At 71.3% G+C, this 13928-nt stretch carries 15 protein-coding genes; 1 reads left to right on the plus strand and 14 read right to left on the minus strand.

All coding sequences use genetic code 11. The annotated features are described in order from the left end of the window. Window positions 1–198: 198 nt before the first annotated feature. Entirely contained in the window at window positions 199–918 is a 720-nt protein-coding gene (locus tag ACPCJR_RS15495) for a cytochrome c biogenesis protein CcdA (RefSeq protein ID WP_391515714.1), read from the plus strand. Between the two features lie 25 nt (window positions 919–943). Here ACPCJR_RS15495 and ACPCJR_RS15500 read toward each other — a convergent pair whose 3' ends face one another. The 14 genes from ACPCJR_RS15500 to ACPCJR_RS15565 form a co-directional block, all read right to left on the minus strand. Then, complete coding sequence (locus ACPCJR_RS15500; protein WP_391515736.1) at window positions 944–1624, minus strand: response regulator transcription factor; 681 nt, start codon at window positions 1622–1624, stop codon at window positions 944–946. A gap of 20 nt (window positions 1625–1644) precedes the next feature. Next, a complete protein-coding gene (locus ACPCJR_RS15505) occupies window positions 1645–2229 on the minus strand; it encodes an MxaH protein (RefSeq protein WP_391515712.1) in 585 nt (194 codons plus the stop codon). After that, window positions 2226–3173, minus strand: a complete 948-nt coding sequence (locus tag ACPCJR_RS15510) for a YncE family protein (RefSeq protein WP_391515711.1) — start codon at window positions 3171–3173, stop codon at window positions 2226–2228. Before ACPCJR_RS15510 ends, ACPCJR_RS15505 begins: the two co-directional genes overlap by 4 nt. Beyond that, the gene (locus ACPCJR_RS15515; RefSeq protein ID WP_391515709.1) at window positions 3170–3712 is read right to left on the minus strand and encodes an SRPBCC family protein; all 543 of its coding nucleotides are present in this window, start codon (window positions 3710–3712) and stop codon (window positions 3170–3172) included. The genes ACPCJR_RS15510 and ACPCJR_RS15515 overlap by 4 nt, the downstream gene beginning before the upstream one ends. Further along, on the minus strand, window positions 3712–4734 hold the full coding sequence (locus ACPCJR_RS15520; protein WP_391515707.1) for a vWA domain-containing protein: 1023 nt from the start codon (window positions 4732–4734) through the stop codon (window positions 3712–3714). Before ACPCJR_RS15520 ends, ACPCJR_RS15515 begins: the two co-directional genes overlap by 1 nt. Next, on the minus strand, window positions 4731–5366 hold the full coding sequence (locus tag ACPCJR_RS15525; protein ID WP_391515734.1) for an MxaK protein: 636 nt from the start codon (window positions 5364–5366) through the stop codon (window positions 4731–4733). Before ACPCJR_RS15525 ends, ACPCJR_RS15520 begins: the two co-directional genes overlap by 4 nt. After that, on the minus strand, window positions 5366–6439 hold the full coding sequence (locus tag ACPCJR_RS15530) for a vWA domain-containing protein (protein WP_391515732.1): 1074 nt from the start codon (window positions 6437–6439) through the stop codon (window positions 5366–5368). The genes ACPCJR_RS15525 and ACPCJR_RS15530 overlap by 1 nt, the downstream gene beginning before the upstream one ends. A 5-nt stretch (window positions 6440–6444) precedes the next feature. Continuing rightward, entirely contained in the window at window positions 6445–7401 is a 957-nt protein-coding gene (locus ACPCJR_RS15535) for a nonribosomal peptide synthetase MxaA (RefSeq protein ID WP_391515705.1), read from the minus strand. Window positions 7402–7406: 5 nt separating this feature from the next. Continuing rightward, window positions 7407–8264 (minus strand): MxaS protein, encoded by an 858-nt coding sequence (locus ACPCJR_RS15540; RefSeq protein WP_391515703.1) that lies wholly within the window; start codon window positions 8262–8264, stop codon window positions 7407–7409. Next, complete coding sequence (locus tag ACPCJR_RS15545; protein ID WP_391515701.1) at window positions 8261–9292, minus strand: AAA family ATPase; 1032 nt, start codon at window positions 9290–9292, stop codon at window positions 8261–8263. The genes ACPCJR_RS15540 and ACPCJR_RS15545 overlap by 4 nt, the downstream gene beginning before the upstream one ends. Window positions 9293–9500: 208 nt before the next feature. Further along, window positions 9501–9791 (minus strand): methanol dehydrogenase [cytochrome c] subunit, encoded by a 291-nt coding sequence (locus ACPCJR_RS15550; RefSeq protein ID WP_110353573.1) that lies wholly within the window; start codon window positions 9789–9791, stop codon window positions 9501–9503. A 131-nt stretch (window positions 9792–9922) separates the two neighbouring features. Next, complete coding sequence (gene moxG, locus ACPCJR_RS15555) at window positions 9923–10516, minus strand: cytochrome c(L), periplasmic (protein WP_391515698.1); 594 nt, start codon at window positions 10514–10516, stop codon at window positions 9923–9925. A gap of 127 nt (window positions 10517–10643) precedes the next feature. After that, window positions 10644–11561 (minus strand): methanol oxidation system protein MoxJ, encoded by a 918-nt coding sequence (moxJ, locus tag ACPCJR_RS15560; protein ID WP_391515696.1) that lies wholly within the window; start codon window positions 11559–11561, stop codon window positions 10644–10646. A 274-nt stretch (window positions 11562–11835) separates the two neighbouring features. Continuing rightward, window positions 11836–13716 carry a methanol/ethanol family PQQ-dependent dehydrogenase gene (locus tag ACPCJR_RS15565; protein ID WP_391515694.1) on the minus strand — a complete coding sequence of 627 codons (1881 nt, stop codon included), beginning with the start codon at window positions 13714–13716 and terminating at the stop codon, window positions 11836–11838. Window positions 13717–13928: the final 212 nt, after the last annotated feature.

The raw sequence follows: 13928 nt of genomic DNA on the forward strand, positions 1-13928 counted from the left end.
TGCCGCCTCAACATGCGAGCGCACGCGATCGTGTCGTCGTGTCCGGGCTGTGGCCGCGGGCGGATTCCGCTATCGCCGGATGCGGTGTCGTCGAGGGCAACGGAATGTGCGCGGTGTGGCCTCGCGAACCGGTGATGGTCATGGCCCGGCCAACGGTTGCCGGCCCGGATCACGCCGCGGCCGCCGGGAACTGAGACGATGCTCCTCACCCTCGGTCTCGCCTTCCTCGCCGGGCTCCTGTCGGTGCTCTCGCCCTGCGTGCTGCCCCTGCTGCCGCTGGTGCTGGGCAGCGCGGCCTCCGAGCATCGCCTCGGACCGGCGGCGCTCGCGACGGGGCTGGCCCTGTCGTTCACCGGGATCGGGCTGTTCGTGGCAACCGTCGGCTTCGCTTTGGGGCTCGACACCGACCTGTTCCGGACGGTCGGAGCGCTCGGGCTCGTGGCCGTCGGGCTGGTTCTGCTGGTGCCCGCCGCGGGAGACCGTCTCGCCGCCGCCGCCGGCCCGCTCGCGGATCGCGCGGAGCGCCGCTTCGGCGGCCGGTCGAGCGCCGGCCTCTCCGGGCAGTTCGGCGTCGGGCTGCTGCTCGGCGCCGTCTGGGCGCCCTGCGTCGGTCCCACCCTCGGGGCCGCCTCGCTGCTCGCCGCGCAGGGGCGCGACTTGCCCGCCGTCGCCGCGACGATGGGAGCGTTCGGCCTCGGCGCCGCCCTGCCGCTGCTCCTGCTCGGCAGCCTCTCGCGGGGCCTGCTGCTGCGCGCCCGCGGGCGGATGATGCGGTTCGGCCGGGGGCTGAAGGCGGGGCTCGGGCTGCTCCTCGTGGCCACGGGCCTGCTCGTCGCCAGCGGGCTCGACAAGAGGCTCGAGACGGCCCTGGTCGAGGCCTCGCCCGATTGGCTGACCGCGCTGACCACCCGCTTCTGAGGCGCGCCCGGCGCGCGTGGCGCCGCTACAGCAGTGCGTTGCGCCGGTTGACCGCGATCTGGACCAGCCCGGCGCGGGATTCCACGCCGAGCTTCCGGCGCATGCTGGAACTGGCGTTGATGATCGTGCGGTAGCTCACCGCCATGGCGTTGGCGATCGCCTCGTAGGATTTGCCCTGGCTCAGGAGCGACAGGATCTGCAATTCGCGGGCGCTCAAGGTGGCGAGCGGGGCGGGTCGGGCGCTGCGGTTCAGCATGGCCACGTCGGTGGCGAGCGCGTGGGGCAGGTAGCCCTGCCCGGCATGGACGGCGTCCAAGGCTTCGAGGAAGGCGTCGGGCCCGGCATCCTTCAGCGCGAAGCCGAGCGCGCCGCTCTCCAGCGCCCGCGAGACGAGCACGGGGTCGGCATGCATGCTGAAGACGAGGATGCGCGCCTCCCCGTCCAGCGCCCGGATGCGGCGGATCAGCGAGAGCCCGGACAGGCCGTCGTCGCGAAAGCTCAGGTCGGCCACCACGAGGTCGGGCCGGTGCCGGTGGAACAGGCGGTAGCCGGAGACGATGTCGGCGGCCTCGTGGACCGTGCCGACGCCCGCCGCCTCGGCCAGCCGGCGCACCCCCTGCAGCACGATCGGGTGGTCGTCGACGACGAGGATCGTCGCCGGGCGCTCCGGTACCGGCCGGCGGGCGAAGGCACGGCCCTCGCTCATGCTCGCGCTTTTGCTCGCGCTCACGGGCGCTCTCCCGACGGCTCCTGCGGGGCCGCGTCCGGCTTGTCCTGCGGCGGCTCCTGCGGCCGCTCCCGGGCTTCGAGCCGTGCGAGGGCGGTGGCGTGGTCGGCGCCCTGGGCGCGGGTGTTGTAATAGTGCTGGCACATCTCGCCGTAGAGGCTCTTGTGGCGTCCGCGCAACGACGCGATGGCCCCGAGGCCGTCGATCAGGCCGCGATAGGGCTCCGGCTTGCCGATCTCGGCGAGCATCTGGCCGAGTTGCACGGTCCGGTTGGCGATCATGCGCCTGTCTTCCACGAAGGCGCTGCGCGCCCTGTCGAGGGAGTCGCGCAATCCCCTGACCTCGGCGGCCTCGGCCGGCAAGGGGCGTCCCGCCTCGCGGCCCGCGAGCCAGCGGGCCGGGTCCGTGCCGTCGGTCGGGGTGAGCCAGTCGGGCAGGTGGTCCTCGGCGGTGGAGGCGACGACCTGACCCTCGCCCGCTCCCGAAGATGTCTCGCCCGAAGATGTCTCACCGGCGGAATCGCCGCCGCGGTCGCAGGCGGAAAGGATCAGCAGGGCGGCGAGCCCGGCCGCGAGCGGCCTCATGGCGTCTCCTCCTTCGGGGAAGGCTCGGCCGCGACGGCGAGGCTGCGCGGGCCCTCGGCGACCGTCAGGCGGGTCACCTCCCGGAGCGTGGCGAGGTCGATGACGGAGACGCTGTCGGAGAACCAGTTCGCCACGTAGGCCCTCCCGTGTGCGATGGCGATGCCCTCCGGGTAGCGGCCCACCGCGACGGTCGCCGCGAGCGCGAGCGTCCCCGCGTCGAGCACGGTGACGGTGCCGGCATGCTGGTTGGTGACGAGAACCCGCGCCCCGTCCGGGCTCACGGCGACGCCGTAGGGCATGGCGCCGGCGGGCACCGTGGCCAGCGCCTTCAGCCCTCTCGTATCGATCACGGTGAGGTCGTTGCTGCGCACGTTGCCGACATAGAGGCGGGCCTCGTCCGGGCTGAGCGCCAGGGCGAAGGGCGCGGTGCCGACGGGGATCGTGGCGAGCCGGGTCAGGCGTGCGGCGTCGAACACGCTGACCTGATGGCTCTCCCGGTCGGCGACGAACAGGCGGCCGTCGCGGGTCAGGGCGAGGTGGGCGGGGTCGCGGCCGGTCGGCGCGGAGGCTTCGAGCGTCCCGTCCGCGGCCGCGATCCGGTCGATGCGGTGGCCCGACCAATCGGCCGCGAACAGAGTCTTGCCGTCCGCCGAGGCGGCCAGCCCGAAGGCCTGACCGCGATAGGGCAGGCGGCGCAGCACCTGTCCCGTGGCCCCGTCGACCACGGTGATCGCCTGCCCGTCGGGATGGGTGAGGAAGACGAGGCCGCCGCCCGCCGCGACCGTGGCGGGCGCGCCCGCGACGCTCGTGCTGCCGGCGACCTTGCCCGCCTCGACGCGCGCGAGCCGTGCCCCCTGCTGGCTCGCGACGTAGACCGTCCCGGCCTGCGCGGGCAGGCCGGCCAGGGAGAGGAGGAGGGACAGCGCGGCGCGGCGGCGGATCATTTGGCCTTGCCGCCCTCCACGGCCGCCTTGAGGCCCTTCAGCCCTTCCGAGAAGTAGGTGTTCATCGCCGCCTTGCCGGCCTCGTCGCTGAGGTTCTCGGGCGGCTCGTTGCCGGTGTCGCCGCGGTAGAAGCGGCCCATCCACTCGACCTTGGAGCCGTCGCCCTCCGGGCTCACCGTGAAGGTGGCGGAGTAGGAGGAGACCGGCAGCGCCTTCAGGTCCGGCTCGCCCATGCGGTAGGAGTAGGTGCGCGCCTCGGGCTTGTACTCGTCCAGGCTCTCCTCGAGCGTGCCGCCGCTCCTGAGCGTCACCTTGCGGGTGCCGCCGTCCTTGCCTCCGCTGCCCTCGGCCTTGGCAACCGCCGGGTGCCACTTGCCGATGCCGGCGAAGTCGCCCGCCACCCGCCAGACGGCATCCGGGCTCGCCTTGATCGTGATCGACTGGGAGACCTTCTGCGGCGTCGGGCCGTGGGCGAGCGCGGCGGTCGCGGCCAGCGCGAGAGGCAGGGCGACGGAAAGAACGGGACGGAACAGACGCATCAGGACATCCTGCTGGGGGTGAACGGTGTGGCGCGGGTGCGCAGCGCGCCCGCGAGGAAGACGGCCAGCACGAGGGCAAGCGCCGCCGCGCCGAGGAAGGGGCGCAGATCGAGCTGGCCAAGCAGGGGGCGCGGCGTGGCCGCGGCAAGGAGCGGCGCGCGCAGGGCGTCCGGCCCGTCGAGATGGGCGTAGGCGAGGCCGGTCTGGGCGGCGAGCGCCTTCAGATGCCCCTCGCGCACGGAGGAGAGATGCTCCTCGCCCTTCGCCGCGGCGCCGCCGAAGGGGGCGTTGCGCGGGTTGTAGCCCTCGCGCGCTTCGGCATCCGCCGGGGGCGGGCCGAAGCGGTTCTCCTGCTGCACGTCGGTCTCGGCGTAGAAGCCGGTCTCGCGGCCGCGGTCGTTGTATTTCGGGATGGGCGAGAGCGCGTAGCCGCCCGCCCCCACGATCAGCCCGCGCACGGCGCCCGGCTTGCCCTCGAAGGGGGGCAGGCCGTTGGCGGGGAGCGGCGGCGTCTCCTGGCCGTCGGAGAGGAAGAGGAGATCGGCGTCGAGGTCGCCCGCCATCGCCACGGCGCGATGCAGGCCGGCGCTGATGCGGCTGTCGCCCTCCCAGGCCATGCGCCAGTCGAGCGCCGCGATCGCCCCGTCGAGGGGCGCGAAATCGGCGCAGACCTCGATCGGGGTGAACAGCAGGAAGGGCCGCCGCTCGGTGAACAGCGCCAGCGCGAGCCGGGAGCCGCAGGGCAGTTCGGGGATCAGGCGGCGCAGGGCCGCCTTGGCGGTGTCGAGCCGGCTCGCCGGGCGCCCGTCCAGCGCGTAGTCGCGCACGTTCATGCTGCCGGTGATGTCGACCACGGCGAGCACCGAGACGCCCGAGCGGGTGAGCGGCAGGGGCGGCAGGACGATCGCGAGCACCGTGAGGAGCAGCGCCGCGGCGAGCGCCTGGAAGCGGCGGTCGCGCAGGTTCTTGGCCAGCGGGAGCTGCGCCAGCGGACCGGGCGCCGACGGCTGGACCGGCCTCATGGCCCGCCCCGCGGCTGACCGGGGATGTCGGTCCAGATCTGCTTGGGCTCGGCCTTCAGCTCATCGCCGAACTTGCGGTCGAACTCGGGAAAGTCGCGGATCAGGCGCGAGGCCACGTCGAAGTTGAACTTCGCGTCCCAGAACTCGGGACGGGCCTGGAGCGCCCGGCGGTAATCCTGGCGGGCGAGCGTCACCTGCGGCCCCGCCTTGTCGAGGTCGCTGCGCTCGATCAGCCGGAAGGCTTCGCGGATGCGGGCATTGGCGACGACGTAGCGGGCGCGGGCGCTCGCGCCGGCCGCGCCGCGGCGGTCGAGGCTCTCGATCAGCGGCTCGGTCTCGCCGAGCCGGTCGCGGACGGCGAGGAAGGCGATGCGCGCGACGAGGAGCCCGTCGGCCGCCTCCGGCGCGACGGCGACGTCGCGGCCCGCCTCCAGCCTCGCGATGTCGGCATTCGTGCGCGCGGCGTTCCAGGCCGAGAGCCAGAAGGCGACGGCGGCCCCGAGAAACAGAATCGGCAGGACGGCGAGCAGGTGCGGGCGGCTCGCGCGCCACGCCCCGCCCAGGCCCGCGCGGAGGCGGGCGCGCCGGGGGAGGGGGGTGGACGAGACGGCAGGGGAGAGGGCGTGGGGCATCATGCGGCGGCCCTCCTCGGCGCGGCGTCGGGCACCGGTTCGGGCGCCCGCTCGGCCCCGCGGGCGGCCTGTGCGGGCCGGCGCCCGAGATCGGCCTCGGCGAGCTTGGCCAGCACGAGGAGGAGGAGGCCGAGCGCGGCCGCGCCGTAGGCCCAGCCCGTCAGGTCGCGGCGGGGGCGCTCTTCCGTGTAGGGGATCGGGTCGCGCTCCAGCGCCTCGATCTGGCGCACGGCGCTGGCCACGGCCTCGGCTCCCTCCGCCTCGAAGGCGCGGTAGGGCACGCCGAGGCTCTTGAAGAACAGGTCGAGATGGCGCTCCGGCGCCGCCTGGGGCGTGTCCTCGCCCGCCGGCTTGTCGGAGATCGAGGGCGAGCCCTTGGTGCGCAGGAACAGCCAGTAGAGGTTCGGCCGCACCCGGGCGAACTCGGCGCGCAATTGCGCCTGAATGCGCGGGTCGATCACCGCCGCGCCGTCGGAGACGAGCAGGAGGGCGCGCGAGACCCCAGGCACGCCCGGCCCGAACTGCGACAGCGCCATGCCGAGGCCGCGGGCGACGTTGGTGTAGTCGAGCCCCGGCCGGTCGATGGCCGCGACCGCCGCGCGCACGGCCTCGTGCCGGTCGGTCATCGGCACGACGAGCATCGGCGCCGTGGAGAAGGCCGTGACGGCGAACTGGTCGTGGACGCGCTCGCCCACGAAGTCGCGCAGGATGCGCCGGGAGGCGGCGGCCTTCGACTCCTCCGCCCCCGAGGGCTGCCGGCCGGCAAAGGTCTCGTTCATGCTTCCCGAACGGTCGATCAGCATGGAGACCTGGGCGCCGATGCCGGTGCGGGTCACGCGCTCGCCCGCGCGGTAGGGGCCGGCCAGCGCCAGGATCAGCCCGCCGATCGCCAGCATCCCGGCCGCCGTCAGGACGATCCGCAGGCCCGCGGAGAGCGGATCTTCGGGCACGGCGGCGATCGAGGGCAGCGCGTTGCGCCGCGCCGCCGAGAGGGCGAGCGGCAGCAGCGCCAGGGGCAGGCACCACAGCAGCCAGGGCGTGGCCGCGCCGAGTGGGGAAAGAAGCGTCAGCACGGGGCTCACGCGCTCCGCTCGAGGGCGCCGAGCCGGCGCAGCAGGGACTCGGCCTCGGGCAGGGGCAGCCGCGCCGCGGCCCCGGCGCTGTCCCGGCCGAAGAAGGCCAGCCGCGAGGCGGCGAAGAAATCCTCCAGGGCCGGCGTCTGCGCCCGGAAGGCCGGGTGGCGGGCGAGGAAGTCGGGCAGGTCGTCGGCGAGCACCCGGCGCCCGTCGGTGGCGTCGAGGCCGCGATGCAGGGCCAGCAGCGCCTCGCGGTAGAGGGCGTCCCCCTGCTGATGCCCCTTCTCCCGCCGCTTCAACCGGCGGAAGGCCTTGAGGGCGAGCGCGAAAGGCCGGCCGCGGCGCCTGCCGAACATCCCCCAGGCCCGGTCGCGGGCGAGCAGCAGCCCCGCCGCGGCGGCCAGGACCAGGGACGCGGCGGCCGAGGCGAGCGCCGGCTGCGGGTCGAGCCGGGGCGCGCGCCCATCGGGCCGCAGATAGTCGGCCGGGTCGTCGCGCCGCTCGGGCTGCACCTCGCGAAGCGGCGAGACGCCGATCTTCCAGGCGGGCACCTGCGCCACGGCGGTGGTCGATCCGTTCGTGCCGGCGCTCTCGACGGTGACGGGAAAGCCGGGCACGTCGAGGGCGCGCGCGTCGAGGGCGACGTAGAAATCCTGATAGGTCAGGCGCAGGCGGATCACGTGCGAGCCGTCCGCACCCCGGCTCTCCTCCGTCGTCACGTCCCGCAGGTCGAGCCAGTAGGTGACGGGACCGGGCTTCGGCAGGGAGGGACGCTGCAGGGAAAACCCCGGATCGGTGCGGATCTCGGCCTGCACCTGCACGAGATCGCCCTGGAAATAGCCGAAGGCCCGCGGCGTGCGCAGCTCGACGCCGCGCACCTGCGCGGACGCCGGCGCGGAGGCGGTCAGGCCGGCCAGCGCGAGGAGGGCGGCGAGGGGGCGGGTGGGGAGCGCGCGCATCGCTCTCACGTCGTCATCAGGTGGCGGCTCAGCGCGTCCGCGTCGAAGCGGTCGGCGAGCCGGAAGGGCGGGCGGGCGAAGGGCGCGCAGATCCGGCGCAAGGCCTCGACGCGCTCCGCCTCGCGGGCGATCCAGCGGCGGCGCAAGGAGGGGCGCAGGAAGACGAGGCGGCGCCCGGCGCCCTCCAGATCGTCGAGTTCGGCCAGGCCCCAGGCGGGCAGGCCCTCATCCTCGGCCGAGTCGGCGAGCAGCACCGGCGCTACGTCGTGCAGGGCGAGCGCGGCGAAGACCGCCTCGATCAGCGCCTCCGGCCAACGGAAATCCGAGACGAGGAAGACCAGCTTCGGGCGCCCCGCGAGGCGGCGGGCGGCCTCCAGCAGGCCCTCGGCGCCGCGCCCGTCGCAGGTCGCCTCGCCGAGGCGCGCGACCGCGGCCTGGGCCGCCGCACGGTGGCGGGTCGCGGGAAGCGTGAACGCCTCGCGCAGGGCGGCATCGCAGCCGATCAGGCCGAAGCCGTCGCCGATGCGCGTGGCCGAGCGGGCGAGCGCCGCGCAGAAGGCCTGCGCCAGCCCGAGCCGGTCGGCTCGGCCCTGGAAGCGCATGGAGGCGGAGAGATCGACGAGCGCCCAGGTCTCGACGGGCGTGCGGGTCTCGAACCGGCGCACCACCACGCCCTCGAACGGGTCGCGCAGGGAGGCCCGCAGGTCGATCCGGCGCGCATCCGGCAGGCGCAGGAAGGCGACCTGATCGCGGAAAGTGCCGAGTCCGCCGGCATCGCGCCCGCGATGGGCGCCGACGCGGTGTCCGCCCGGCCGCCAGCGCGGCCAGTAGAGGATGTCGGCCCCGTCCTCAGGGCCGCTCACGGGGCGGGCACCGTCTCGAACACCGCGCGGATCAGGTCGGGCACGATCTGCGCGCGGCGCATCTCGTAGACCGGTTCGAGGAAGATGCGGTGGGCCATCACCTCGGGGAAGACGGCGCGGATGTCCTCCGGCACCAGCCAGTCGCGGCCCTCCAGCCAGGCACGGACGCGGGCGGCGCGCACGAGGAAGGCCACGCCGCGGGGCGAGGCGCCGCCCTGCACGAGGCGCTCCATGTCGATGCCGGGAAGACGGATGCCGGCGGGGCCGGGGCGCACCAGCGCCTCCCACAGGCCGACGACGTACGATTCGATCGCCGGTTCGGCCCGGATCGCGTGCTGGATCGCACCGGCGATGGTGCCGATGCGATCGTGATCGAGCACGCCGGCCTCGACCTCCTCGGTCAGCCGGTCGGTGTCGTGGAAGCGGGGATCGAACACGAGGTCGCGGCGCGCCTTGGCGTCGCGGGGCGCCTCCATGCCGATCTCCATGAGGAAACGGTCGCGGGCGGCCGCCGGCAACTCGAAGGTCTCCTCGCGCTCGACCCGGTTGCGGTCGGCGAAGACCTGGAGGTTAGGGAAGCGGACCTCGCGGTTGAAGGCGGAGACGCTGCGCTCGGCCATGATGCGCAGGAGCAGGGCGTGGACCTGGGGCCGGGCGCGGTTGATCTCGTTGAAGAAGAAGACCGAGAGGTCCTCCGCCCGCCGCAGCACCGGGCCGGGCTCCACCCGCGGGCGCCCGTCATCGCCGAGATAGGTGTGGTAGATCAGGTCGGTGGGCATCATGTCGACGGTGCCCTCGACGCGCTCGTAGGCGCCGCCGAGGCCCCTGGCGACCGCGCGCAGGAGCGTGGTCTTGCCGACGCCGACATCGCCTTCGAGCATGACGTGGCCGCGGGCGAAGATCGCGATCGTCAGCAGGCGGATCACACGGTCCTGGCCGACCACGGCCTTGCCGATCGCGCGCTCGAAGCGCGCGGCCGCATCCCGCCAGTCCGTGAGCATGGCGTCGCCGGGGGGCAAGGTGTTCATTCGCCGAGTTGGCCTTCGATGTTTCTTGTTCTGGGATGTCGTCGCCTCGAACGGGCACGCCTTCCCTCCCGCCTCCGCGGGGGGAGGGTGGCTCCCGAAGGGGTGTCGAGAGAGGGGAGCGCCGTCTCCGGAAGGACCTGAACCGGCCCCTCTCTCGCCTGCTCCGCAGGCACCCTCCCCCGCAGAGGGGGAGGGTGGACAGATCATCTCAGTTGGCCGAGATCTTGCTCACGTCGTACTCGAACTTGCCGGTCTTCTTGAAGTTCTCGACGCGCTTCTTGTTGCGCTCTTCCATCTGCTTGATGGAATCGGCCTGCTTGTTCAGCTCCTTGGGATCGTGCTTGGGATCGTACTTGGAGCCGGCGATCTTCTCGGGGAAGCCGGGCTTCGGCTCCCAGCAATTGCCCGGCGCCTTGCACTTGGTGCCGTCATAGGCGAGCGCCGGTGCGGCGATCCCGGCAAGCGCGACGGCAGCGGCGGCGATGAGAGTGGCCTTCATGGTTTCCTCCACTTTATGAGACGTGCTCTTCTTGGGGCTTGCTCTTTCCGGGGATGTCGCCGCGTACGGCTCGATCCCCGGTCCGCCCCCTCGATCGCGCCGGTTCGAGGCCGGCCCGAAACCCGAAAGGATCACTCCTCCAGCGGCTTGCACTGGCCCTTGGCGTCCTTCGGGATGACTTCGCCCTGCTTGTAGGGCGTGTAGGCCTTCTTCTGCTCGTCGTTGAGCCAGACCGCATCCTGCTTCGGCCCCGTGTAGAGGTGCCGGATCCAGGCGATGGTCTGCAGCATCTCGTCGGGCGTCAGGTTCTCGTTGTGCGGGCCCATCATGCCGTTGGCGCCGCCGAAGATGGTCGCGAACAGGCCGACATCCGTCGTGTTGGAGGGATAGGTCCAGTAATTGTCGTTGAGACCCGGCCCGAGCTTACCCTCCGCGAGATGGCCGTGGCAGCCCGAGCAGGAGGTGGCGTACAGGCTCTCGCCGTTGCGCAGGCAGGCCTTGTCGTCGATGTAGAGGTTCTCTCCGGTCTCGAGGAACTTCTTCACCGCCGGGGTGTCGCGTCCGCCTTCCTTGCCCTGCGACACGTCCAGCGTCTCGCCGGTCACGGTGTTGCGGAACACGACGCCCGTCTGCGGCCCGGACTGGGGCTGGGCGAACGCGGGCAGGGCGACGCCGGCGAGCACGAGGCCGAGCAGGGCGGTTCCGATCGTTGTGCGCTTCGTCATTGTCTTGTTCTTGTTCCTCATCGCGGTGCCGTTCTTCCGGCGGCTCGGATTTCCTCGCCGAGCGCCCGGTCGCGGCCCGTCCCCGCGCGGGGCGAAGGCAGTGCGGCGGGCGCTTGGCGGGTGACGCTCAGTTCGAGACGGGCAGCACGGGCACGCCCTCCTCCTTCAGGATCGCCTCGATCTTCGGCTTGGCCCGCTCGATCGCCGCGTCGATCTCCGCCTTGAGGGCGGTGTCGTCCTTGCGCACGCCCATCGACTGGTCGAAGCTCTGCGGCATCTTCCGGCCGTCGCTGGTCTGCGTGTCGTCGGGCACCGGGGTCATGCGCAGCTTGGTCGAGGAATCGCGCACGTAGCGGGCGACGTCCGGCGCGAAGGCGACGCCGACCTCGGCCTTGGACGAAGCCACCTCGCTCACCATCCGGGCCGGGTCGATCTGCGTGTACTGGTTGCGCGGCGCGCGGAAGTTCACCAGCGAGTAGAGGTAGGCCATGTCCTCCTCGTAGCGGCCGATATCCTTGAGCATCGCCTCGCCGGGCGTGCCGAAGCCGACCACCATGTGGCTCACGTCCTTGAGCCGCGGATCGGACCAGGACTTGATGTCGAGATCCTTGTCGGCGCGGGTGAGGAAGACGTAGCCGGAGCGGTAATAGGGCTTGCTGGCGAGCACCCGGGGGTCGTCGGAATCGAGCCCGACCACCACGTCGCAGGTCTTCTTCTCCAGCCCGTCGCGCACGAGGTAGATCGCGGGCTTCCCGATCCAGACGAACTGGGCCTTGCGGCCCATGGCCTCGGCCACCGTCGTCGCGATGCGGTTCTCGAGCCCGGTGCCGTCCTTCATCGAGAGCGGCGCCTGCTCGGCGGCGCAGACGCGCAGGGTGCCGGAATCCGGCTTGGCATCCGGCTTGGCATCCGATTTGGCAGGTTCCGATTTGGCGGCCTCCGCGGCCTTGGGCTGCTGCGCCAGGGCGGGCGCGCACAGGCTGGCCAGAGCGGTCAGAGCGACGGCCGATGCGGCTGCACGGCGGCGTCCGTTCACGAGCGACATGGGTTCGTTTCCTCTGGCTTATTCTTATGAAATCTTGGCGCGGGCTTTTTCGGCCTGAGACCGGCCCTTGGCGCATCTCCCGTGCAGACGTTTCACCGGCGCGACCTGGGCGGCACGGGAAGAGGATCTGCGGAGAGGGACGTCGGGTGGCGCGGACCGTCACGGGCCGCTTCGGCCCGCACCACCTCGGCCCTGCCCCTCCCCCGGACGAGCCGGGGGAGGGGAGGTTCGCGACTGCCGTCGGGCAGCGTTTCTGGTCGTCTTACTTGCCGTCTTACTTGGCGGCCGACTTCCACTCGCCGACGTTCGGATCGTCGTAGGGACCCTTGCCGTCGAGCGAGAACACGATCACGCCGCCACCCATCTGGGTGTAGTTGGCGAGCTTCTTGAAGGCGCCCACCGCGCCGAGACCGGCGGTCGGGTCGGCGAGGTCGAACACGAGGCCCACGCCCGGCCAGCCGCCGACGCCGTAGTAGATGGCGACGTACTGCGTGCCCTTGTGGCTGTAGGTCATCGGGTAGCCGATGGCGCCGGACGGGATCTTGAACTTCCAGAGAAGATCGCCGTTGTCGGAATCGCGCGCCTTCAGGTAGCCGTCGAGCGTGCCGTAGAAGACGAGGTCGCCCGCGGTGGCCATGGTGCCGCCCCACACCGCGAAGCGCTCCATCTTCTCCCACTTATAGTCGCCGGTGATCGCGTTGTACGCCTTGATCTGGCCGAGACCTTCGTAGTTCTGACGGTCGCCCTTCGGGCCCGGATACATGTTCAGCGTCGCACCGACGAAGAACTGACCCGCACGATAGGGAAGCATGAAGGGCTCCCAATCCATGCAGATGTGGTTGATGCCCATGAAGAAGAGCTCACGCTTCGGATCGTACGAGTCGTGGCCCTGGTTGTGGTAGCCCATCGCCGAGGGGCAGATGTCCTTTGCGAGGTGGTCCATCCGGGTGCCGTATTCCGGATCGCGCACCGGCTGGCCGGTCTTCAGATCGACCGACTTGAACACGTTGACCGTGTCGTCGAGCTTGTTGGCCGAGACCAGCGAGCCGTCGGTGCGGTCGAGGGTGTAGACGATGCCGTTGCGGTCCGGGTGGGTCAGCAGCTTGCGGGCCTTGCCGTCCTTGTCCTTCTGCTCGGAGAGCATCATGACGTTGACGCCGGCATAGTCCCACTCGTCGTGCGGAGTCTTCTGGTAGCCGAACTTGGCCTCGCCCGTGTCGGCGTCGCGGCCGAAGATCGTCATCGTCCACTTGTTGTCGCCCGGACGCATGGTCTCGTTCCACGGCGCCGGGTTGCCGGTGCCGAAGTAGATCAGGTTGGTGCCCGGATCGTAGGCGTACCAGCCCCAGTTGGTGCCGCCGCCGATCTTCCAGGCGTCACCCTCCCAGGTGCCGGTGCCGAGGTTCTTCTGGCCGTAATGGGGGTTCTTGATGTTGAAGTCGGAGGCCAGCAGCAGGTCCTTGTCCGGACCCGTGGCGTAGGCGCGCCACACCTGCTCGCCGGTCTTCACGTCGTAGGCGGTGAGGTAGCCGCGCACGCCGAGCTCGGCGCCCGAGGAACCGATGATCACCTTGTCCTTCACGACGTAGGGGGCGATCGTGAGCGTCGAGCCGACCTTGATGTCGGAGTTCTCAACCTTCCACACCGTCTCGCCAGTCTCGGCGTTGAGCGCGGCGACGTTGCCGTCGAGCTGGGTCTTGAGGATCAGCGCCGGGGTCTTGCCGTCGCCGGGCCAGTAGGCGAGGCCGCGGTTGACGAGGTCGCAGCAGGCGACGGCGCGGGCGGCCGGGTTCTGCTTCGGCTTGTCCTGCCACAGGATCAGGCCCGGATCGTCGAGGCCGAGGGCGAAGGTGTTGTTCGGGAACGAGGTGTGGATGTACATCTTGCCGTCGACGACGAGCGGCGCGCCCTCGTGGCCGTTCAGCAGGCCGGTCGAGAACGTCCAAGCCGGCCGAAGCTGCTTCACGTTGCTCTTGTTGATCTGCTTCAGCTCGCTGTAGTTATCCGAGTCGTAGTTCTTACCGGGCATCACCCAGTTTTCGTCTTTCTTCGACAACTCAACGAGCTTGTCGTTGGCATATGCTGCGCTCGAAAGCGCGGCCGGCGCGAGCGCCAGCATAGCCAGGGCCGAGACCGACGTCACAAACCTGCTCATCCTGCGTCTCCTCACTCAACCGCCTCGCCTTTCGGCCTCGCGGTATCTCTCAGACGTTCTTTCTGAGGTCCGGGTCCGCCACAAAGTCCTTCGGAGTGCCGCAGGATAGAGCTAAGAGGTTTCTTAGATCAGTGCGGTCTTATGAAAGACTTATTAGCGCCCCTTCGCCTATAATTTCTAGGCTTCGATTGAAGAAGAAGTCTTTAGCTGGT

The sequence above is a fragment of the Methylobacterium sp. NPDC097929 genome, from assembly GCF_049543375.1.
Classification (GTDB): domain Bacteria; phylum Pseudomonadota; class Alphaproteobacteria; order Rhizobiales; family Beijerinckiaceae; genus Methylobacterium.

Bases quoted from the DNA above. Each gene is read 5' to 3' on its own strand.
- ACPCJR_RS15525 (WP_391515734.1), bottom strand. From the start codon at position 5,366: ATGCCCCACGCCCTCTCCCCTGCCGTCTCGTCCACCCCCCTCCCCCGG.
- ACPCJR_RS15535 (WP_391515705.1), bottom strand. From the start codon at position 7,401: ATGCGCGCGCTCCCCACCCGCCCCCTCGCCGCCCTCCTCGCGCTGGCC.
- ACPCJR_RS15515 (WP_391515709.1), bottom strand. From the start codon at position 3,712: ATGCGTCTGTTCCGTCCCGTTCTTTCCGTCGCCCTGCCTCTCGCGCTG.
- ACPCJR_RS15500 (WP_391515736.1), bottom strand. From the start codon at position 1,624: ATGAGCGAGGGCCGTGCCTTCGCCCGCCGGCCGGTACCGGAGCGCCCG.
- ACPCJR_RS15550 (WP_110353573.1), bottom strand. From the start codon at position 9,791: ATGAAGGCCACTCTCATCGCCGCCGCTGCCGTCGCGCTTGCCGGGATC.
- moxG (WP_391515698.1), bottom strand. From the start codon at position 10,516: ATGACGAAGCGCACAACGATCGGAACCGCCCTGCTCGGCCTCGTGCTC.
- ACPCJR_RS15510 (WP_391515711.1), bottom strand. From the start codon at position 3,173: ATGATCCGCCGCCGCGCCGCGCTGTCCCTCCTCCTCTCCCTGGCCGGC.
- moxJ (WP_391515696.1), bottom strand. From the start codon at position 11,561: ATGTCGCTCGTGAACGGACGCCGCCGTGCAGCCGCATCGGCCGTCGCT.
- ACPCJR_RS15545 (WP_391515701.1), bottom strand. From the start codon at position 9,292: ATGAACACCTTGCCCCCCGGCGACGCCATGCTCACGGACTGGCGGGAT.
- ACPCJR_RS15495 (WP_391515714.1), top strand. From the start codon at position 199: ATGCTCCTCACCCTCGGTCTCGCCTTCCTCGCCGGGCTCCTGTCGGTG.
- ACPCJR_RS15505 (WP_391515712.1), bottom strand. From the start codon at position 2,229: ATGAGGCCGCTCGCGGCCGGGCTCGCCGCCCTGCTGATCCTTTCCGCC.
- ACPCJR_RS15520 (WP_391515707.1), bottom strand. From the start codon at position 4,734: ATGAGGCCGGTCCAGCCGTCGGCGCCCGGTCCGCTGGCGCAGCTCCCG.
- ACPCJR_RS15565 (WP_391515694.1), bottom strand. From the start codon at position 13,716: ATGAGCAGGTTTGTGACGTCGGTCTCGGCCCTGGCTATGCTGGCGCTC.